The organism is Streptomyces sp. NRRL S-31 (assembly GCF_000718775.1).
GTDB lineage: Bacteria > Actinomycetota > Actinomycetes > Streptomycetales > Streptomycetaceae > Streptomyces.
The window spans coordinates 63161-82977 of record NZ_JOCB01000013.1 but is presented as its reverse complement, the minus strand read 5'-3'; the positions used below and the strand labels follow the sequence as shown (position 1 = coordinate 82977).

Genomic DNA, 19817 nt, shown 5'->3' with positions numbered 1-19817 from the left:
GTTCTCACGTGCACCCAGCTTATTACGGGTCGTACGGTTCCTACCCGCTAGTAGGCGACGGGCGGGGGCCGACCGCGTCCGGCCGGGGCCCGGACCGGTCCGCAGGCCGGGGCTACGCGGGGCGGTACAGGCGCCAGACCACCTCGCCGCCGCTGTCCGAGGGGCTCGCGGGAGGTGACGCCGGCTCGTCGTGGACCCGGGTGAACCCCAGCCGGCGCGGAACGGCGCCGCTCGCGGTGTTGGCGGGATCGTGCGCGATCTCCAGGTACTCCACGTCCGGCAGGGCGAACATCTCGGCGGCCAGGGCCGCCGTCGCCCTGGTGGCGATGCCGCGACCGGTGGCGGCGGGGTGCAGCCAGTACCCCATCCTGCGCCCTCGGGGATCGGTCCAGCGGTAGGTCTGGCACATGCCGATGAGCGAGCCGTCCGCGCTGATGGCGTAGTTGTACGTCTCGCCGGTCGCCCAGTTCGCCTCGGACCTGTCGAGGAAGTCCCGGGTGCGCTCCTCGCTGTACTGCTCGACCCACGACATCCACGGGCGCAGGTGGTCCACGGACTCCTCGATCAGCCTGAACGCCGCGGCCACGTCGCTCCGTCCCCGCCAGCGGCGCAGGACGAAGTCCCCGCACCCGATGACCCGCCCCGGTCGCTCCATGGCGGCCATGATTGTTTCGCGGGGCGGGTCACCGCAATGGGCCGTGCGGAACCGGCCGGTGTCTACGCGGAGCCCCGGCAGACCTTCCGGTAGGGGACGTCCGCCAGGTACATCCGCCACTGCGCGCGGGACAGTCCGCCCCCGGCGCGGCGGCACACCGTGTCGGTCAGGCGCTCGGGGTCCAGGACGACGTGCTGGAGTGTGACGTGTTCGCCCGCCGCGTACAGGTCGCCGGCGTCGGCGGTGAAGGCCAGGGACAGGACGCGGTCGCCGGCCGTGGGCAGGTCGGTGCCGAGCAGCTGGCGGGATTCGACGTCCCAGAGCCGCACCGTGCCCTGCGAGCCGGCCGCGGCGAGCACGGTGCCGTCCGGGGAGAACGCCAGCGCGGTCGGCTCCTCCTGCCCGCCCGTGGCGCCCCGGAAGAAGCCGCCGGGCAGCACGCCCAGCGAGGTGGCGCGCTCGGTGTCCCACAGCGTGATGCCCCCGTCGGTGGCGGCGAGGGCGACACGGCCGCCGTCGGGGCTCAGGGCGCTGACGCACAGGCAGTCCCCCGTCATCCGCTGCGGGCCGTGGCCGTTGGTCGGCAGCAGGGCTCCGCTGCTGGTCAGCAGGACGCCGCCGTCTGCGGAGAGGGAGCTGATGGAGTCGCCGGTCCCGTCGTCACCCTTCGCGCCACGGCGGGTCACGGTTCTCAGCTTCCGTCCGCTGCCGGCGTCCCAGACGGTCACCGTGGCGTCGTCGCTGTCGGTGGTCAGCAGTTCCCGGCCGTCCGGGCCGAGGGCCAGCCCGGTCGGGAACGCGTCGCCGCGGTAGGGCCTGAACTCGGTGAGCCTCCGGTCGCGCACGGTGTCCCAGACCGTGATCCGCGTCGGTTCGTCCATCAGGTCGGCCGGGCCCGAGCCGAAGGCGAGGCGACGGCCGTCGGCGCTGAGCGCCATGATCGCGGGATCGGGTCCGAGCGCGTTGCCGGCGGCCTTGGGTGGTCCGGCCGTGATCGTGTACCGCGGCCGGCCGGTGTGCCCGTCGAGGATGCGGGGCCGGGGGGAGCCCTGGTCGCGGCTGTCCAGGACGGCCAGCACCGAGCCGTCCGCGCTGAGGGCCGCCTCGGCGACGGCTCGCGGGTTCCAGCGCGGCCGGAGCACGCTGTCGATGTCGAGGCTGTGGACGACGGTCCCGCCGTCCGAGGCGTCGGCGGTGTAGCGCAGCACGCGGCCGGCGGTGTCGATACGGACGTCGCGCGGCTGGATGTCGGTCAAGGGGTGGCGCAGCACGGGGGCTTCGGGGCGGTCCAGCCGCCACAGCAGGATGTCGTTGCCGCCCACCCCGGCCAGCAGCCTGCCGTCGGTGCTGAAGACGGCGCTGGTCGGCGCGGTTTGCGCGAGTTTCGGCAGCGCGGTTCCGGTGCGGACCGTGACGCGTCGCACTCCGGTCGTGTCCACCATCGCCAGGGTGCGGCTGTCGGGCGAGAACTGGAGCCCGGCGTCCGGGCCGCAGGCGGGCCGCTTGCGCCAGGCCGTGTCGACGCGGCGTCGCGTCCGCATGTCCCAGACGTTGACGCCGCCCTGGACGCAGACCGCCACCAGGCGGTTGTCCGGGCTGACGTCGCCGCTCTCGGACTCCTCCAGCGCGGCGGAGGAGTGGGCGAACAGGCGACGCCCGCCCGCCGCGTCCCACACCTCCAGGCGGTCGCCGGTGACGAACAGCAGGGCGTGTCCGGCGGCGCTGAAGCCGGACCAGGACCCGACGCCGATCGCCGCGGTCACCCAGGGTCCGCCGGACCCGTCCGGGCGCGCGGCGACCCCGTCGCCCGGCGGGCGTTCCCAGGACAGGTCGGGCATGTCGCCGGAGGGTCCCACGGCACCGGACCGGAACCGGCCGGCGCGGGTGTCCCACAGCCGGACGCGCGTCCCCTCCTGTCCGGCCGGCAGGGCCAGGTAGCGCCCGTCAGGGCTGACCTGGGCCATGGCGACGTCGTCCGGGTCACCGGGTATCCGCCGGCTGTCGAGCACCCGGTGCGTGCGCAGGTCCCGGCGGACGAACCTGCCGTCGCCGACGCTGACGAGGGTCCGTCCGTCCGGGGCGAACTGTTCGACGTCGGCGGCGGGCACCGTGAACGTGGGCAGGTCGTGCTGGGCGAGTGCGCCGACGAGCTCGGAGCGTGTCTCCGGGGTCCGGCTGAGCCGCCAGGCGGCGACGCTCAGCCGCAGCGCCGTGCGCGGGTCGGTGGTGCGCAGACCGGCGGCCGTGGTGGCCGCGCGACGGGCGGCGGCGGCGAGCTGCCGGCGCTCGCTCGTGCCGTGCTGCTGCCAGGCCATGGCTCCGGCCACCAGGGCCAGCACCAGCAGCACGGAGACCGAGCCGACCAGTCCGCGCAGCCGTCTGCGTTCGCGGGAGCGCGTGGCCGTGCCGGCGGCGAGGAAGTCCCGTTCGGTCGCGGTCAGTTCCCGGTCGCGGTCGGCCGGCACGAACGCCTCGGCGGCCTCGGCCAGCCGCGTGCCCCGGTACAACGCCCCGGGCTCCCGGCCCAGTTCGTGCCACGCCTCGGCCGCCTCGGTGAGCCGGCGCAGGATCCGCAGCCGGTGCCGGTCCTCCTCGATCCAGCCGCGCAGCCGGGGCCAGGCGGTGATGAGTGCCTCGTGGGCGAGGTGGACGGTGTCCCCGTCGAGGGTGACCAGCCGGGCGCGGGCGAGGCGTTCGAGGACGGTGTCGACGGCATCCGCGGAGTGCGGGCCGTGGGTGCGCAGTTCGGCGCGCTCCACCGGCCGGCAGGTGTCGGCGGTGCCCTCGCCGGGCGCGATCAGGCGCAGCAGCACCCGTCGTACCAGCCGGGCCTGGCCGTCGGAGAGCCCCGCGTACAGGTCCTCCGCCGTCTGGGCGATGGCGCCGCGTACTCCGCCGGCCGCCTCGTAGGCGCGCAGGGTCAGGGTGCGGCCGGAGCGCCGCCGCCAGGTCTCCAGCAGGGCGTGCGACAGCAGGGGCAGGCCGCCCGGCTCGCCGGCCACCTCCTCCACCAGCTGTGCGGTCAGCACCCGTTCGACGGTGAGGCCGCGTGCCACGGCCGGCTTGACGACCGCCTCGCGCAGCTCCTCGCGGTCCATGACCGGCACCGGGACCGCCGCGTCCCGCAGCACCCGGGCCAGTTCGGGGTGTTCCAGGCAGCGGCCGTAGAAGTCGGCCCGCACGCCCAGCACCACGCGCAGCCGGCTGCCCGGCTCCCGGGCCGCCAGCAGCAGGTCGATGAACCGGGCGCGTTCCCGCGGGTCCGGGCAGAGGGTGAAGACCTCCTCGAACTGGTCGACCAGCACGAGGGTGTCGCCCGGGTCCCCGGTGGGCCGCAGTCTGTCCGCGTGGGTGCGCACCGGGTGCGCGCCGGGGGTGAGGACGCGCAGGGCGGCGGGGCGCAGGGCGGTGTCGGTCGTGGTGCGCAGCCGGGGTATCAGCCCGGCCCGCAGCAGGGAGGACTTGCCGCTGCCCGACGGTCCCAGCACCACCGCGCACCGGTGTCCGCGCACCAGCTCGACCAGATCGTCCACGAGCTGGTCCCGGCCGAAGAAGACCGCCGCGTCGTCCGGTTCGAACCGGGCCAGACCCCGGTACGGCGACTCCCGCACGTCCTGGTCCTCCCGGGGGAGGGCGGCCAGCTCGTCGGCCACGGCCCGCCGGCGCCCCTCCCACTCGTCGGGATCCCCGCCGCACGCGATGACGTACGCCCGCGTCACCTCCGGCGTCGGCAGCCGTTCGCCCGCCGCCGCCTGGGAGAGGGCCGCGGCCGAGTACGGCGTCCGCTGCGCCATCGCGCGGTACGTCGGTCCGCCGGCCCGCGCCCGCAGGTCCCGCAACCCGACCGCGAACCGCTGAAGAGGCCCCGACTCCGGGTCGAGCGGGTTCTCCGGACGTCCCATTTCCTGTTCTCCCCCCTGCCCGCACCGGCGCCGTCCCCCGCGCCGCGCTTGTCACGGTAGGGCGCGGCCTGTGGGGCGGCCAGGCGGCGCGGCGGGTCCGGCGCGTTGATTACGCGCACGAACAGGGGCTGCCAACCAACTCCGCGGCCGCTGGACTCGATGTCGCAGCGGCACCGCAACGGCGGGCCGGGCAGCGCCGGCCGGCTCTCGTGCGGACCGGACCGGCGTTCATTTCCCTCCGCACACCCGAGTCCGTACGTGAAGGAGCGCTCGTGACCGAGCCCGAGGAGAAGCCGCCCTATCCGGTGGGCGGCGCGGGGATCTTCGACGTCGATCCCGACCAGGACGGCGTCAGCCAGAACCCCGACGACGCGGTGACCGGAGACGTCCAGGCCCTTCCCGAAGACGTGGAGTTCTGACATGGGGAACGTACAAGGCATGCTCACCGCGGCCCGCAGGCTGCTGGGCACCACCGAGCACCCTCCCGGTTCCAACCGCAACCTGGTCACCCGGTGGTACGGCTTCACCGGGCCGTGGTGCGACATGGCCGTCTGCTACGCGGCCGCCCACTCCGACAACCTCTCGGCGATAGGCGGCAAGTACGCGCTGACCACCGCCCACGCCCGCGCCTTCCAGAACAAGGGCCGCTGGCACTACGGCATCGGCGGGATCCGCCCGGGTGACATCGTCTTCTTCGACTGGTCCGGCTCCCGCTCCATCGGTGCCATCGACCACGTCGGCATCGTCGAGGCGGTCCACTCCAACCGCACCATCACCACCCTGGAGGGCAACACCTCCGACGCGTTCCGCCGCAGGCGGCGCAGCTCGGCCTGTGTCGTGGGCTACGGCCGCCCCGCCTACGGGAGCGGCGGTGCACCGATGCCCTCCGGTGACGGCATCCTGCGGCTCGGCTCGAAGGGCCAGGCCGTCAAGACCCTCCAGAAGAACCTCAACACGGTGCAGAAGGCCGGTCTCACCGTGGACGGCGCGTTCGGGCCGGCCACGCAGAAGGCGGTCAGGGCCTTCCAGGCCGACCATCACCTGCACGTGGACGGCGAGTACGGCCCGCAGTCCGCGGCGATGATGAAGGCCGCCCTGGCGGGCAGGAAGGCACCGATCCGGCCGAAGGCCCGCCTCGCCGCCCCCGCGGTGCTGGAGGTCGACGGCGAGTTCGGACCGGCCACCTGCGCGGCGCTCCAGCGCGCCCTCAACACCCGCGCCCAGGCGCGGCTGGAGGTCGACGGGGCCTTCGGGCCGCTCACCGTCACCGCCCTCCAGCAGTACCTGAAGGTCACCGCGGACGGCGTGGTCGGCCCGAAGACGGTCAGCGCCCTCCAGAGCCATCTGGCCGCGCCGGCCGGCGGCGAGTGGGACGCGGCGACCACCCGCGCCCTGCAGAAGGCCCTGAACGCGGGCTCGTTCTGAACCGCTGACCCACGGTCCGGAAGACCGCCACGGGGGGCGGCCTTCCGGACCGGCACGCCGGTGACCGGCGTGCGGGTCCGGGTCCGGGCCCGGCCGGCATCCGTCGGCCCGGCCCGGACCGGGCACGTCCCCGTCACCCGCCCCCGTCACACACCCCGCCCGCACACCTCACCCAGCACGGATCAGGAGAACGGCAGATGGGCACCTCGAACGACACATCCGGTGCGGCCGCGCCGACGGCCTACAAGGTGGCGATCACCGAACAGCACACCGGACGGATCCTCCTGTTCGACCGGGCCGCTCAGTGGACCGACGCCAACGTCCGGTGGAGCTTCAGCACGGGCAACGCCCCCGGCTGGGACCACCCCTTCGAGATCCGCTTCCGGGACACCCAGCGCTACGGCATGATCGCGCTGATGACCTTCGGCAGCCCCGGCGAGGGCCGGGCCGCGATCGTCGACGTGACCGGCAAGGCGCACCTGACCCGGGCCGACCTGCTGTGGTCGGCCCGGATCACCAGCTATCCGCACTGCATCGAGCGGGTGCCCGGGGCCGGCACGGTCGTGGTCGCCGGCTCACGCGACCGGCTGCACGTCTTCGGGCCGTCCAGCAGCGATCCGGCCACCCTGAAGGAGGTGCAGACCCTCACGTTCCCGAAGGCCCACGCCGTCCTGTGGGACGACCAGAACGAGCTGCTCTGGGTGACCGGCGGCACCGTCGTCCGCAGCTACCGCGTCACCGGGTCGATGCGCGCTTCCCGGCTCGTCAAACACGGTCCGGACATCACCATCCCCGGCAACGGCCATGACCTCCAGCCGGACTACCACCGGCCCGGCACGCTGCTGGTCGCCGACAGCCACCACGTCCACGTCCTCGACAAGAGGACCCGCGCCCTCACCCCTCTAATCTCGCTGCCCTACCCGAAGTCCTACGTACGCCACGCGGGCGGCCAGAGCATGTGGACCACCGACCCCGACGCGGAGGACTCCGTCTGGGGCGGGCCCACCGTGCACTTCTCCGAGGGCGGCGAGCGCACCCGCCCCGGCGCCCGGATCTACAAGGCCCGTCTGTACACGACCCTGTTCCACTGAGCCCGCCACGCGAAAGGGCGCTCGCGCCTCAGTCGAAGCGCAGGTCGGAGAGCTGCCGTTCGAGCGCGGTGACGTCGTCCTCCGGTGTCTCGTCGGCCGGGCGGGCGGCCATCAGCGCGGACAGCTCGGCGGCGGCCCGCCGGATGCGCCCGGGCAGGCCCTCGGTGTACTCGTCGCCGCCGGAGCCCCAGTCCTCGGACGCCGCGTACACCGCGGTGGGGACGACGGTGGCGCGCAGATAGGCGAAGAGCGGGCGCAGCGCGTGCTCCAGCACCAGGGAGTGGCGGGCCGTGCCGCCGGTCGCCGCGATCAGGACCGGCTTCCCCGTGAGGGCGTCCGGGTCGATCAGGTCGAAGAAGGACTTGAACAGCCCGCTGTAGGAGGCGGTGAACACGGGGGTGACGACGATCACGCCCTGGGCGCTGGTCACCGCGTCGATGGCGGCGGCCAGCGGGGCGGACGGGAAGCCGGTGACGAAGTTGTTGGCGACGGCGACGGCCAGTTCGCGCAGCTCGATGACGTCGACCTGTACCTCGTGGCCCTGGGCGGCGAGGTCGCCGCGCGCCGCCTCGGCGAGGCGGTCGGCGAGCAGGCGGGTGGAGGACGGGGTGCTCAGACCCGCGGACACGGCGACGATCCTCATGCGGCGGACACCTCCTGGGCCGCTCGCAGGGACGCGTGCGTGGGGGCGTCCGGCACGTCGGCCGGGCGGCCGATCGCGAACTCCTTGCGCAGCACCGGCACGACCTCCTCGCCGAGCAGGTCGAGCTGCTCCAGGACCGTCTTCAGCGGCAGTCCCGCGTGGTCCATCAGGAACAGCTGGCGCTGGTAGTCGCCGACGCTCTCGCGGAAGGCCAGCGTCCGTTCGATGACCTGCTGGGGGGAGCCCACCGTCAGCGGGGTCTGCTCGGTGAACTCCTCCAGCGACGGGCCGTGCCCGTAGACGGGCGCGTTGTCGAAGTAGGGGCGGAACTCGCGCACCGCGTCCTGGGAGTTCTTCCGCATGAACGCCTGTCCGCCGAGGCCGACGATGGCCTGCTCGGGCCGGCCGTGACCGTGGTAGGCGTACCGCCGCCGGTAGAGCTGGACCATCCGCTTGGTGTGGTCGGCGGGCCAGAAGATGTTGTTGTGGAAGAAGCCGTCACCGTAGTACGCGGCCTGCTCGGCGATCTCCGGGGAGCGGATCGAGCCGTGCCAGACGAACGGCGGTACGTCGTCCAGCGGACGGGGGGTGGAGGTGAAGCCCTGGAGCGGGGTGCGGAACTTGCCTTCCCAGTTCACCACGTCCTCGCGCCACAGGCGGCGCAGCAGGGCGTAGTTCTCCTTGGCCAGGTTGATGCCCTGGCGGATGTCCTGCCCGAACCACGGGTAGACCGGGCCGGTGTTGCCGCGCCCCATCATCAGGTCGACCCGGCCCTCGGCCAGGTGCTGGAGCATCGCGTAGTCCTCCGCGATCTTCACCGGGTCGTTGGTGGTGATCAGCGTGGTGGAGGTGGAGAGGACCAGGTTCTTGGTGCGGGCCGCGATGTAGCCGAGCATCGTGGTGGGCGACGACGGCACGAACGGCGGGTTGTGGTGCTCGCCCATCGCGAAGACGTCCAGCCCGACCTCCTCCGCCTTGAGCGCGATGGCGACCATCGCCTTGATGCGCTCGTTCTCCGACGGAGTATGGCCGGTGGTCGGATCGGGGGTGACGTCCCCGACCGAGAATATTCCGAACTGCATTGGGCCTCTTCGTTCCAGCAACTGATATGAGTACCGGAAATGTAGGCATGCTCCGGGCGGCCGGCATGTCTGTGCGTGCAGGAACGCTTGTCCCACAAGGCCCTGTCCCGTCCGGCCGGACGCGGGCGGCCGGGGCGCCGTCTCCACCGCTCCGACCTGCTGTGCCCGGGTCACGGTCCCGGCCCGCCGGGTGCCCCCGGCGGGCGGCCGGCGGGCGCGTCGGTCGCCTCCGTGTCCCGTCTCGTTCCGGGCAGCACGTCCCGCTCGTGCGGGCCGCCGTCGGCCGTCGCGGGTCCCGGCGGCAGCACGACGATCTCGTCCTCGGCCGCCCACTGCCGTCGTTCGGACTTCGCCGGGCGGAGCCGGATGCCCTCGTGGCGGCGCGCGGCGCCCGGGGTGTGCGCGCGGTAGCCGATCGCGCACTCGCCCCGCTGCCGCGCGGCCGCCACGACCGTCGCGAAGGAGGCCACGCGGCCGGGCCGGACGTACCGGTCGGCCGGGCGCAGGTCGCGTCCATCGCCCCCGGACGGCGCCGTGCTCGCGACACGCCGCCGTCCGTGGCTGTTCACCCTTCGGGATGCGGTCTGCGGTCCGCCCGCCCGGCGGCGAGCGGACCGTCCCGGATCGGGGGCCGACGCCGGGCGGCCGGCGGCCCGCGTCCGACCGGGAGGCAAGGGGCGGTGAGCGTACCCCCGGCCCTCGCGGGCCGCGCCCTCGGTCCGGCAGGAGGCGGTGGCGGGGCCCAGGGTCACTTCACGGAGCCGCCGGTGATGCCCGCGGCGATGTACTTCTGCGCCAGGACGAGCAGGACCGCGGCGGGGGCCGCGGACAGCACGGACGCGGCCATCACCGAACCCCAGTCGCCCACGTGCGCGCCGATGTACTGGTAGATGCCCAGGGTGATCGGCTTGACGTCGTCGGTGGTGTTGAGGGTGAGCGCGAACATGAAGTCGCTCCAGGAGAACAGGAACGCGAACAGGCCCGAGGTGATCAGGGAGTTGCGGCTCATCGGCAGCACCACGCGGAGGAAGGTGCGCAGCCGGCCGGCGCCGTCCAGCTGCGCGGCCTCCAGCACCTCGCCGGGCAGGGACACCATGAACGACCGCATCAGCACGATGGAGAAGGGGATGCCGAGCGAGGCGTCGGCGAGCATCAGTCCGAGGTAGGAGTTGACGAGGCCGAGGTCGACGTACGAGGTGTAGAGCGCGTTGGCGATGACGATCCCGGGGACCATCTGCGTGATGAGCGTGCCGAACACGAGGGTGCGCGTGCCGCGGAGCCGGAACCGGGCCAGGCCGTACGCCGCCGGGGCGGCGATCACCAGGCAGACGGCGACCGCGCCGAGCGAGACCACCAGGGACGTCAGCAGGTGCCCGCCCTGGTCGCCGAGCGCCTTGGCGAAGCCGGACAGGTCCAGGCGGTGCGGCACCGGATCGACCTCCAGCAGCCCGGCCTCGGGCTGGAGGGCGGTGTCGAGCATCCAGTACAGCGGGAAGAGCATCACGCACAGCACCAGCACGCCCGCCACGGTGGAGCCCCAGCGGCGCTTTTCCGTGCGTGGCCCCGGGTTCTCGGCTGCCATCGCGATCACTTCCCCTCGGTGCGGTTGGCCCGCAGGTAGAACACCGCGAACACCGCGGAGATCAGGATGAGTACGTTGCCGATGACGGCGCCCGCCCCGAAGTCCAGCCGGACGAAGGAGTTCTGGTAGGTGAGCGTGCCCAGGGTCTGGGTGGCGTCGGCGGGGCCGCCGTCGGTGAGGGCCAGGATCAGGTCGAGGATCTTGACCGTCGACATGAAGCCCAGGACGAGGACGACCGTGATGACGGGGCGGAGCACCGGCAGGGTGACGGAGCGGAAGGCGCGCCAGGCGGAGGCGCCGTCCAGGGCCGCAGCCTCGTACAGCTCGCGGGGGACTTCCTGCAGGCCGCCGTACAGGATGACCAGGTTGAACGGTATGCCGATCCAGATGTTGACCAGGATGACCGACAGCAGGGCCATATGTGGACTGGTCAACCATGGAGTGTGGCCGCCCAGGCCGAGGGTGTCGAGGAAGGAGTTCAGCACCCCCGTGTCCTGGTCGAGGATGCGCCGCCACACGATGCCGGAGACCACCATGGGCACCAGCCAGGGCAGCAGGATCAGCGACCGCAGGACACCGTTCAGCGGAAAGCCGCGGCTGAAGAAGACGGCGAGGGCGAGGCCGACGCAGAACTGGCCGAGGAGCGAGCCCGCGGTGAAGACGAGCGTGTGCCACAGGGCCTTGCCGAACAGGGCGTCCTGGAAGACCTTCGACCAGTTGTCGAGGCCGTTGAGGGGCGCATCGCCGGTGAAGAACGTCTCCGGCGTGTAGTGCTGGAAGCTCATCACGACGTTGCGGACGAGCGGGTAGCCGAAGAAGAGCAGCATGAAGAGGACCGCGGGGGCGACGAATCCCCACTGGGACAGCCGGTGCCGGCGCCGCGGCCGGCCGGTGTCCGGTCCGGCGGGCCGGGCGGCCCCGGTGGGCGCGGACGCGGTGACGGTGGACGTGGTCATCTGCGCGTACCTCAGTTCCCGCTCGTGGCCCGCTGCTGGGCGTGCTGGAGGGCGGTCCGGCTGGACTGGCCGGTCAGGGCGGACTGGAAGGCGCTCTGGAGGGCGAGCGACACCCCGGACCAGCCGGCGCCGAGCCTGGCCGTGCGGGAGCGGGCCGTGGCCACCTGGTCGGCCAGCGCGTCCAGTTCCGGCACCTGCCTGCGCCACACGGCGGCGGCCTTCTCGTTGGCGGGGACCATCCAGCTGTTGCGCGCGTAGGTCAGCTGCTCGCGCTCGCTGGACAGACAGGCGACGATCCTGCCCGCCGTCCGTTCCCGGTGCTCGTCACCGGTGCGGGGCACGGTGAGCACCGCGCCGCCCAGCGGGCCGACGGACTTCTCCCCCGCCCTCGGCACCGGGATCCGCGCGATCCCCCAGTGCAGTGACTTCTTGGTGTTCAGGGTCTCCACCTGCCACGGGCCGTTGATCATCATCGCCGCGTTGCCCGCCATGAACTGGTCGTTGACGTCGGCCTGCGTCCAGCCCACCGTGGCCTTCGACAGCGAGCCGTCCTTCAGCAGTGCCTTCCAGTAGTCCAGCGCCGCCACGACGCGCGGCCCGTCGAGCCGCGTCTCGTCGCCCCCGTTGGACCACATGAACGGCGTGAACTGGAAGACGCCGTCCTCGGCGCCGCCCGCGCTGAGCGCCAGGCCGTACGTCCTGCCGTGCGTCAGCCGCTTCGCGGTGTCGCGCAGTTCCGCCCAGGTGGTGGGCACCTTCAGGCCCGCCCGGCCGAGGACGTCCTTGTTGTAGAAGAGCGCGAGCGTGTTCACCGACCGGGCGGCTCCGTAGTACGTCCCCTTGTACGAGCCGAAGTCGACGATGCCCTGCGGGACGTCCCGGGTGCCCAGGCCGAGCTTCCCGAGGTCGACCAGCCCGCCGGCCTCGGCGAACGTCGGCATCTCCGAGGCGTCGAACTGCACGATGTCGGGCAGTGACTTCGAGGACGCCATGCGCAGTGCCTTCGTCATCACCTGCGCCGCCGGGACGCTCTGCTGCTCGACGGTGACGCCCAGCTCCCGGCCGCAGCGGGTCATCGCCTGCGCGTCCCAGCGGTGGTACGTCTCGTCGGTCGACGAGTTCAGCACGGTGTAGACCGAGTGGTCGCGCTGCTGGCCGCAGCCGGTCAGTGCGGCCCCGGCGGTCAACGCGGAGACGGCTGCGAGGGGTATCACGGCCCTGTGGGAGCGTCTGTTGAAGCGCTTCGACATAGGTGGCCCTTGCTGTCGTACCGTCCGGCGACGATGCCGGACGCGTTTGTTTATTGTGATGACTAATACGCCATGCACAGCCCCGGGCGCCAGACCCGAGCACCTGCCCTTTCTCGCGCCACGGACCGTGACAAGAACGTATACCTCCGTAATCGCTGCTGCTCAGCCTGGAAATTAAGCTACCGGGACGGTTCCGTGCGGGCACGCCCTGTGTACGATCGGCGAGCCGGGCGACGCCTCCGCACCGCACTCGCACCCCTCTCCCCCGCCCCTCCACCTCCCCTGAGGAAGAACATGAAGTTCACCGACGGCTTCTGGCGCATCCGCGACGGCGTACAGATCGCGTACGCCACCGAGGCCCGTGACATACGCTTGGAATCGAAGCGCTTCACCGCCTATGCCGCCGTACAGAAGGTGACGCGGAGGGGGGACACGCTCAACGCGCCGCTCCTCACGGTCGACTGCTTCTCGCCCGCCGAGGGCGTCATCGGTGTCCGGATCACGCACCACGCCGGCCGGGGCCGCCCCGGCCCGGACTTCGCCCTCACCGGCGAGGCCGGCGGCGCGGGCGCGGTGCGCCGCGACGGCACCGTCACGGAGCTGACCAGCGGACCGCTGACCCTCCGCCTGGACGAGGCCGCGCCGTGGACCCTGGCGTTCCACGGCGCGGACGGACGGGAGCTGACCCGGGCCGGCGCCAAGGGCACCGCCTTCGCCACCACCGGCGACGGAGCGCACCACGTCCTCGCCCAGCTCGCGCTCGGGGTGGGCGAGCAGGTCTACGGCCTCGGCGAGCGTTTCACCCCGTTCGTCAAGAACGGCCAGGTCGTCGACGTCTGGCAGGCCGACGGCGGAACCAGCAGCGAACAGGCGTACAAGAACGTCCCGTTCTACCTCTCCTCACGCGGCTACGGCGTCTTCGTCAACCACCCCGGCGCGGTCTCCTTCGAGGTCGGCTCCGAGTCGGTCGGCCAGGTGCAGTTCAGCGTGGAGGACCAGAGCATCGAGTACTACGTGATCGCCGGTCCCACGCCGAAGGAGGTCCTCGGCCGCTACACCGCGCTGACCGGCCGCCCGGCCCTGCCGCCCGCCTGGTCGTTCGGCCTGTGGCTGACCACGTCGTTCACCACCGACTACGACGAGGCGACGGTGACGTCCTTCGTCGACGGCATGGCGGAGCGGGGCATCCCGCTGTCGGTCTTCCACTTCGACTGCTTCTGGATGCGGGAGTACCAGTGGTGCGACTTCGCCTGGGACCCCGCCGTCTTCCCCGACCCGGAGGGCATGCTGGCCCGGCTCAAGGAGAAGGGGCTGAAGGTCAGCGTGTGGATCAACCCGTACATCGCCCAGAAGTCGCCCCTCTTCGAGGAGGCGGCCGCCCTCGGCCACCTCGTGCGCCGCCCGGACGGCGACGTCTGGCAGTGGGACCTGTGGCAGGCCGGCATGGGTCTGGTCGACTTCACCGGCCCCGACGCCCGCGCCTGGTTCCAGGCCAAGCTCAAGGCACTGCTCGACCAGGGCGTGGACTGCTTCAAGACCGACTTCGGCGAGCGCGTCCCCACCGACGTCGTCTGGCACGACGGCTCCGACCCGGAGCGGATGCACAACTACTACACCCACCTGTACAACCGGACCGTCTTCGAACTCCTGGAGGAGGAGCGCGGCCGGGGCGAGGCCGTCGTCTTCGCCCGCTCCGCCACCGCGGGCGGCCAGCAGTACCCGGTGCACTGGGGCGGTGACTGCTGGTCGTCCTTCGAGGCCATGGCCGAGTCCCTGCGCGGCGGGCTGTCCCTGTCGCTGAGCGGTTTCGGCTTCTGGAGCCATGACATCGGCGGATTCGAGGGCACGCCCGACCCCGCGGTGTTCACCCGCTGGCTCGCCTTCGGGCTGCTCTCCTCGCACAGCCGTCTGCACGGTTCCACGTCGTACCGGGTGCCGTGGAACTTCGGCGAGGAGGCCGTGGCGGTCGCCCGGCGGTTCACGCTGCTCAAGCACCGTCTCATGCCCTACCTCTACGGTGCCGCGGCCGAGGCCCACCGCACCGGCGTCCCGGTGATGCGCCCGATGCTCCTGGAGTTCCCGCACGACCCGGCGTGCCGCCCGCTGGACCGCCAGTACATGCTCGGCCCCGACCTGCTGGTCGCCCCGGTGTTCACAGCGGACGGCGAGGTCGAGGTGTACCTCCCCGAGGGCACCTGGACGCACCTGCTGACCGGCGAACGGGTCACCGGCCCGGCGTGGCGCACCGAGCGGCACGCCTACGACAGCCTGCCGCTGTACGTCCGCGAGGGCGCCGTCCTGCCGCTCGCCGCCGACGACAGCCGTCCGGACGGCGACTGGCTGGACACCCCGACCCTGCTGGTCCACCCCACGGGCGCGCCCGGCTACACCGCCGAAACCACGGTGCCCGACCTGACGGGCGCTCCGGCCGCCGCGTTCACCGTGCGGCGCGAGGGCACCCGACTCCGTGTCACCGCACGCGGCACCGACCGCCCGTTCACCGTCCGTGTCCCCGGCGGCGCCGGCGCGACCGGTACGGGTGAGGTGGTCGTGCCCCTGGACTGAGCCGAGGCCGTCGGGGCAGCGCGTACGGCCGCGTCGGTCCGCCGCCCGCGCGGGGCCGGGTCCACGCCGTGAACGGGACGACAGCGGGGACCACGGGCCGGGCCCCGGCGGGGGGCGGCCGGGTTGCCGGGTGTCCGGGGAGAGCGGGGAACTCAGCTGGTGGCGGCGGCCCTGACCACCGTCATGTCCTCGCCGGTCAGTTCGGCGACGCGGTCGGGGCTGACCCCCGCGGCCAGCGCCCGGGCGAGCAGTTCGTCGCGGCCGTCGGCGCAGTCCCGGTAGGCCAGGAGTTCCGACTCGATCGTCGCCAGCGGCTCCGGGCCGGTCCGGCCGCGCAGCCGGCTGAGTTCCTCGTCGCTCAGCGGGACCGGCAGGCGCTCCTCCTCCTCGGCGATCAGCCCGGTCTGCCCGGGGGGCAGCAGACGCAGCCGCGGGGACGTGGCCGGCACGCCGTGGGCGTCCAGCCAGGCGCGGACCGCGGGTGTCTCCAGGCAGGCGAGCGGCCCGACCGCCGTGAGCGGCGTACCGACTGGCGCGGCCGGATCGTCGACGAGAAACAGGTACGCGTCATCGGTCATGAGCAACTCCTCGAGACAGGTTCCTCGACTGTTCGCCGTCCCCCTACCCCGTTCCGGCCCGCATAGCGCAGCGATGCGGGGACCGGGGGCCGGGTGACGCCGGATGCTCCTCACGGCCAGGCCCGTACGGGGGGTCCGCGGGGGTGTGGCCGTGCGCCTGCGGGTACTCGTGCACAGGCCGTGGCGACGCTTGTCGTACCACCCTTCGCTTCGAGAGGTCCAGATCGTGACGGACGCAGCAGGCACCGGACCCGGCAACGGGGACGACCGGGGCATCCTGACCAACCGGCAGGGTCATCCCGTCTACGACAACCAGAACCAGCGCACCGTGGGCGCCCGGGGCCCAGCCACGCTGGAGAACTACCAGTTCCTGGAGAAGATCAGCCACTTCGACCGGGAGCGCATCCCCGAGCGGGTGGTGCACGCCCGCGGCGTGACCGCGTACGGCTACTTCGAGGCGTACGGTGCCTGGGGCGACGAGCCGATCAGCCGGTACACCCGCGCCAGGCTGTTCCAGGAGCGCGGCAAACGCACCGACGTCGCGCTCCGCTTCTCCACCGTGATCGGCGGCCGGGACTCCTCCGAGGCCGCGCGCGACCCCCGCGGGTTCGCCGTGAAGTTCTACACCGAGGACGGCAACTGGGACCTGGTCGGCAACAACCTGGGCGTCTTCTTCATCCGGGACGCCGTCAAGTTCCCGGACGTGATCCACGCGCTCAAACCGGACCCGGTGGACTTCCGGCAGAAGCCGAACCGGATCTTCGACTTCATGTCGCAGACGCCCGAGGCCATGCACATGCTGGTCAACCTGTTCAGCCCGCGCGGCATCCCCGCCGACTACCGCCACATGCAGGGCTTCGGCGTGAACACGTACAAGTGGGTGAACGCCGAGGGCAACACCGTACTCGTCAAGTACCACTGGATGCCGAAACAGGGCGTGCGCTCCATGACCGAGGAGGACGCCGCGAACGTGCAGGCCGGCTCCCTCGGTCACGCCACCGAGGACCTGTACGAGGCGGTCGCGCGCGGCGACTGCCCCGAGTGGGAACTGCTGGTGCAGGTCATGGACGACGGGGAGCACCCGGAACTCGACTTCGACCCGCTGGACGACACCAAGACCTGGCCCGAGCAGGACTTCCCGCCGAAGCCGGTGGGCAGGATGGTGCTGGACCGGATGCCGGACGACTTCTTCGCGGAGAACGAGCAGATCTCCTTCGGCACGGGCGTCCTGGTGGACGGCCTGGACTTCTCCGACGACAAGATGCTCGTCGGCCGGACCTTCTCCTACAGTGACACGCAGCGGTACCGGGTCGGTCCCAACTACCTCCAGCTGCCCGTCAACCAGGCGCGGAACGCCAAGGTGCGCACCAACCAGCGCGACGGCCAGATGACGTACCACATCGACGGCGGCGCGGAGAACCCGAGCGTCAACTACGAGCCGTCGATCCGGGGCGGCCTGCGTGAGGCGCAGTACCCGACGCACGACGAGCAGGGACCCGAAATCCGCGGCCGTCTCACCCGCGCGCGGATCCCCCGCACCAACGACTACCTGCAAGCGGGACAGCGGTACCTGCTCATGGAGGAGTGGGAGCGCGACGACCTGGTGCGGAACCTGGTGGGTCAGCTCTCCCGGTGCGACCGGCCCATCCAGGAGCGGATGGTGTGGCACTTCCTGCTGGTGGAGAACGACCTCGGGCTCCGGGTCGGTGAAGGGCTCGGCATCCGTCCGGAGGACGTCGCGGACCTGGAGCCGCTGGCGAGCCAGGACCTCACCGAGGAGGACAAGCAGCGACTGTCGAACCTGGGCAAGAACCCGCCGCGGGACGTCGAGGGCCTCACCATGACGCACTGCGTCCCGGACGAGCGGCACGAAGTCTCCCGCTGAGTGACCGCCGGCCGGTCTCGTCCTCGCCGTCCGGACCACCCGTTCGGCCCCGTATGCACCCGCCGGGGCAGGGCACTCGTCGGATGCGTGGTGAGTGCCCCTGGGTGGTGGTGCCGCGGCCGATCCCCGAGTCCGGCCGCGGCACCGCCTTGTGGGTCACCGGGCGCCGCGCGTCATGTGGTTTTCCGCGCCCCCGGGGTCCCGTCCGGTCCGGTGCGGTCATGGCCGGCCAGGCGGCGGGCGACGCAGGCCGTGATGGCGGGGACGACCGCGGTCAGTTCCGGGCGCCAGCCGGGGACGGCGTTGACCTCGCAGATGGTGTAGGTGTCCCGGGAGGTGAACAACAGGTCCACCCCGGCGATGTCCAGGCCCAGGGCGCGCGCGGCCCGCACCGCCAGTTCCTCCGCCCGCGGGTGGCGGCCCGGGCACGGGGTGGCCGAGCCGCCCCGGGCGATGTTGGCGGCGAGGGCGCCGTCGGGGGCGGTGTGCAGTACGGCGCCCACCGGCTCGCCGTCGACGACGAGCACGCGCAGGGTACGGCCGTGCGAGGGCGCCACGTGTTCCTGGAAGAGGAACGGTGTCTCGCGGGTGAGGCTGCCCGCCACCTCGCGCAGCAGGCGCGGATCGCGGACGAGGAAGACCTGTCCGCCCTTGGCGCCGCTGACCGACTTCACCACGCACGGGGTGTCCAGGCCGGGACTGCGCACCACGCCCTCCAGAGGGGCGGTGGCGTAGGAGAGGGTGTCGGGCACCGGCAGTCCGGCGAGGGCGAGTTCCTGCGACTGCCAGATCTTGTTGCGGGACGCGAGCTGGGCGTCGAGCGGGTTGACGAGGGTGCTGCCCATGCGGGCGAGGTGCCGTAGCAGGGTGATCTCGCGGTCGTCGCGCATGGGGCCGGGCACCTGACGTACGCACACCACCCGGGGGGCGTGGAGTTCCACACCGCCCAGGGTCCGGAGCGTCAGCCGGCCGCCCCGGACGCCGAAGAGCAGCTCGTCGGTGTGCCAGAGGGCGAAGCGGGGGCCGTGGGCGGCGGCGAGCGCCGCCGCCAGTTCGCGGGTGGACCGGCGCAGCGCGCACGGCCGGTGCCGCACCAGCATCCACACGTCGGCCAAGGCGGGTGGGATGTCCGGCTCGACAGGGTGCTGCTCGACCACTCCGGCTCCTCCACCGCTCAGCCGCCCACCGCCCGCGGGCCGTCGACGGGCCAGTCTCGCATTTCCGTGATCGCGGTGTCACGGGCTGTGCCGATGGAGGAGCGGGGGCTCAGTCCGTCGCCGTGCTCGCGGTCAGGGCCTCGCGGAGCCAGGCGTCGGCCGCGCCGAGCGTCGGGGCGTCGGCCAGTTCCCCCGCCAGTCGCCAGTAGCGGCGCATCACCGGGTGGTCCTCCGCGGCGAGCCGGACCGTGAGGGCCCGGCGGAAGGCGGGGGTGTCCCGGGTGCCGGCGGCACGCGCGTGAGCGGCGACGTAGCAGTCCAGCGCCTCTCCCGGGGCCGGCGGCGTGCCGGCCCGGACGGCGGCGTCCACCAGGTCGTGGGCTTCGCGCAGCCCGTCGTAGAGCAGGTCCGGGTGCGCGACGGTGACGGGCCGGTGGGAGGCGAGGCAGTGGTCGGTGGCGGCCGTGGCCAGCGCGTGCAGGCGGGCGAAGGCGAGGACCTGGTCCGTGCCGGGGTCGGCGGGCAGCGGCGGTACGGCCGCCTCGGTGATCCGGGAGCGGAGCCGGGCGGAGAGCCGGACGGGCAGCAGCCGGCGCCAGTACCGGTCGAGGGCGGCCGTGCTGGGCGGGACGCCGACCGCTCCGATCAGCTCCAGGCGCTCCGCCACCTGGTCGGGGTCGCTCTCCTGGAGCGCCCGCAGCGCGGCCTCGCGCCAGCGCAGGGCGGCGAGCTGGGTGCCGAGGTCGTCCAGCCGGCGCGCGACGACGGCTTCCAGGCCGTCCCCGGAGTCGAGGACGCGCTTGATCTCGGGAACGGGAACGTCGAGGGAGCGCAGCGAGCGGATCGTGCGCAGCCGGGCCAGGGCGTCGGGCCCGTAGCGCCGGTGGCCGCCGCCGCTGCGCGCCGTCTCGGGCAGCAGGCCCTGGTCGGAGTAGAAGCGGATGGTCTTGACCGTGGTTCCCGCGCGCGCGGCGAGCTCACCGATGCTCAGGGTGCCGTCCGATGGCAAGGGTTGAACCTCCCTCAGGGGGAGTTCCTACGTTACC

At 72.7% G+C, this 19817-nt stretch carries 16 protein-coding genes; 5 read left to right on the top strand and 11 right to left on the bottom strand.

Translation table 11 applies throughout. The annotated features are described in order from the left end of the window. Nucleotides 1–112 precede the first annotated feature (112 nt). Entirely contained in the window at nucleotides 113–655 is a 543-nt protein-coding gene (locus tag IF37_RS0107830; protein WP_030738307.1) for a GNAT family N-acetyltransferase, read from the bottom strand. Nucleotides 656–717: 62 nt separating this feature from the next. Continuing rightward, entirely contained in the window at nucleotides 718–4557 is a 3840-nt protein-coding gene (locus tag IF37_RS0107825; protein ID WP_030738304.1) for an AAA family ATPase, read from the bottom strand. A gap of 272 nt (nucleotides 4558–4829) precedes the next feature. Between IF37_RS0107825 and IF37_RS44375 the strand changes: the two genes are divergently transcribed. From IF37_RS44375 to IF37_RS0107810, 3 genes are all read left to right on the top strand, one after another. Further along, nucleotides 4830–4976, top strand: coding sequence for a hypothetical protein (locus tag IF37_RS44375; protein ID WP_158727306.1), 147 nt, complete (start codon nucleotides 4830–4832; stop codon nucleotides 4974–4976). A gap of 1 nt (nucleotide 4977) precedes the next feature. Beyond that, nucleotides 4978–5982 (top strand): peptidoglycan-binding protein, encoded by a 1005-nt coding sequence (locus IF37_RS40745; protein WP_052845027.1) that lies wholly within the window; start codon nucleotides 4978–4980, stop codon nucleotides 5980–5982. 197 nt (nucleotides 5983–6179) lie between these two features. After that, complete coding sequence (locus tag IF37_RS0107810; RefSeq protein ID WP_052845026.1) at nucleotides 6180–7073, top strand: hypothetical protein; 894 nt, start codon at nucleotides 6180–6182, stop codon at nucleotides 7071–7073. Nucleotides 7074–7101: 28 nt separating this feature from the next. Here the strand turns inward: IF37_RS0107810 and IF37_RS0107805 are convergent, their stop codons facing one another. From IF37_RS0107805 to IF37_RS0107780, 6 genes are all read right to left on the bottom strand, one after another. Continuing rightward, on the bottom strand, nucleotides 7102–7716 hold the full coding sequence (locus IF37_RS0107805) for an FMN reductase (RefSeq protein ID WP_030738294.1): 615 nt from the start codon (nucleotides 7714–7716) through the stop codon (nucleotides 7102–7104). After that, nucleotides 7713–8798 carry an LLM class flavin-dependent oxidoreductase gene (locus IF37_RS0107800; RefSeq protein ID WP_030738291.1) on the bottom strand — a complete coding sequence of 362 codons (1086 nt, stop codon included), beginning with the start codon at nucleotides 8796–8798 and terminating at the stop codon, nucleotides 7713–7715. The genes IF37_RS0107805 and IF37_RS0107800 overlap by 4 nt, the downstream gene beginning before the upstream one ends. 170 nt (nucleotides 8799–8968) lie before the next feature. Then, nucleotides 8969–9367, bottom strand: a complete 399-nt coding sequence (locus tag IF37_RS43430; RefSeq protein ID WP_030738288.1) for a hypothetical protein — start codon at nucleotides 9365–9367, stop codon at nucleotides 8969–8971. Between the two features lie 179 nt (nucleotides 9368–9546). After that, complete coding sequence (locus IF37_RS0107790; RefSeq protein ID WP_030738286.1) at nucleotides 9547–10380, bottom strand: carbohydrate ABC transporter permease; 834 nt, start codon at nucleotides 10378–10380, stop codon at nucleotides 9547–9549. Between the two features lie 5 nt (nucleotides 10381–10385). Continuing rightward, nucleotides 10386–11336, bottom strand: coding sequence for a carbohydrate ABC transporter permease (locus tag IF37_RS0107785; RefSeq protein WP_030738282.1), 951 nt, complete (start codon nucleotides 11334–11336; stop codon nucleotides 10386–10388). Between the two features lie 11 nt (nucleotides 11337–11347). Beyond that, on the bottom strand, nucleotides 11348–12586 hold the full coding sequence (locus IF37_RS0107780) for a sugar ABC transporter substrate-binding protein (RefSeq protein WP_030738279.1): 1239 nt from the start codon (nucleotides 12584–12586) through the stop codon (nucleotides 11348–11350). A gap of 294 nt (nucleotides 12587–12880) precedes the next feature. Between IF37_RS0107780 and yicI the strand changes: the two genes are divergently transcribed. Then, nucleotides 12881–15151, top strand: a complete 2271-nt coding sequence (gene yicI / locus IF37_RS0107775) for an alpha-xylosidase (protein WP_030738277.1) — start codon at nucleotides 12881–12883, stop codon at nucleotides 15149–15151. 152 nt (nucleotides 15152–15303) lie between these two features. On the opposite strand, the gene IF37_RS0107770 is transcribed toward yicI, so the two are convergent. Continuing rightward, complete coding sequence (locus IF37_RS0107770; protein ID WP_030738275.1) at nucleotides 15304–15729, bottom strand: DUF6003 family protein; 426 nt, start codon at nucleotides 15727–15729, stop codon at nucleotides 15304–15306. Between the two features lie 226 nt (nucleotides 15730–15955). Between IF37_RS0107770 and IF37_RS0107765 the strand changes: the two genes are divergently transcribed. Next, nucleotides 15956–17614: a catalase gene (locus IF37_RS0107765; protein WP_030738271.1), complete on the top strand. Its 1659-nt coding sequence runs from the start codon at nucleotides 15956–15958 to the stop codon at nucleotides 17612–17614. Nucleotides 17615–17787: 173 nt separating this feature from the next. On the opposite strand, the gene IF37_RS0107760 is transcribed toward IF37_RS0107765, so the two are convergent. After that, the gene (locus tag IF37_RS0107760; protein ID WP_253915682.1) at nucleotides 17788–18771 is read right to left on the bottom strand and encodes a RimK family alpha-L-glutamate ligase; all 984 of its coding nucleotides are present in this window, start codon (nucleotides 18769–18771) and stop codon (nucleotides 17788–17790) included. A 109-nt stretch (nucleotides 18772–18880) separates the two neighbouring features. Beyond that, a complete protein-coding gene (locus tag IF37_RS0107755; RefSeq protein WP_030738265.1) occupies nucleotides 18881–19780 on the bottom strand; it encodes a MerR family transcriptional regulator in 900 nt (299 codons plus the stop codon). Nucleotides 19781–19817: the final 37 nt, after the last annotated feature.

Coding starts and splice junctions, on each gene's coding strand:
- IF37_RS0107830 (WP_030738307.1), bottom strand. CDS start 655: ATGGAGCGACCGGGGCGGGTCATCGGGTGCGGGGACTTCGTCCTGCGC.
- IF37_RS0107825 (WP_030738304.1), bottom strand. CDS start 4,557: ATGGGACGTCCGGAGAACCCGCTCGACCCGGAGTCGGGGCCTCTTCAG.
- IF37_RS40745 (WP_052845027.1), top strand. CDS start 4,978: ATGGGGAACGTACAAGGCATGCTCACCGCGGCCCGCAGGCTGCTGGGC.
- IF37_RS0107810 (WP_052845026.1), top strand. CDS start 6,180: ATGGGCACCTCGAACGACACATCCGGTGCGGCCGCGCCGACGGCCTAC.
- IF37_RS0107805 (WP_030738294.1), bottom strand. CDS start 7,716: ATGAGGATCGTCGCCGTGTCCGCGGGTCTGAGCACCCCGTCCTCCACC.
- IF37_RS0107800 (WP_030738291.1), bottom strand. CDS start 8,798: ATGCAGTTCGGAATATTCTCGGTCGGGGACGTCACCCCCGATCCGACC.
- IF37_RS0107790 (WP_030738286.1), bottom strand. CDS start 10,380: ATGGCAGCCGAGAACCCGGGGCCACGCACGGAAAAGCGCCGCTGGGGC.
- IF37_RS0107785 (WP_030738282.1), bottom strand. CDS start 11,336: ATGACCACGTCCACCGTCACCGCGTCCGCGCCCACCGGGGCCGCCCGG.
- IF37_RS0107780 (WP_030738279.1), bottom strand. CDS start 12,586: ATGTCGAAGCGCTTCAACAGACGCTCCCACAGGGCCGTGATACCCCTC.
- yicI (WP_030738277.1), top strand. CDS start 12,881: ATGAAGTTCACCGACGGCTTCTGGCGCATCCGCGACGGCGTACAGATC.
- IF37_RS0107770 (WP_030738275.1), bottom strand. CDS start 15,729: ATGACCGATGACGCGTACCTGTTTCTCGTCGACGATCCGGCCGCGCCA.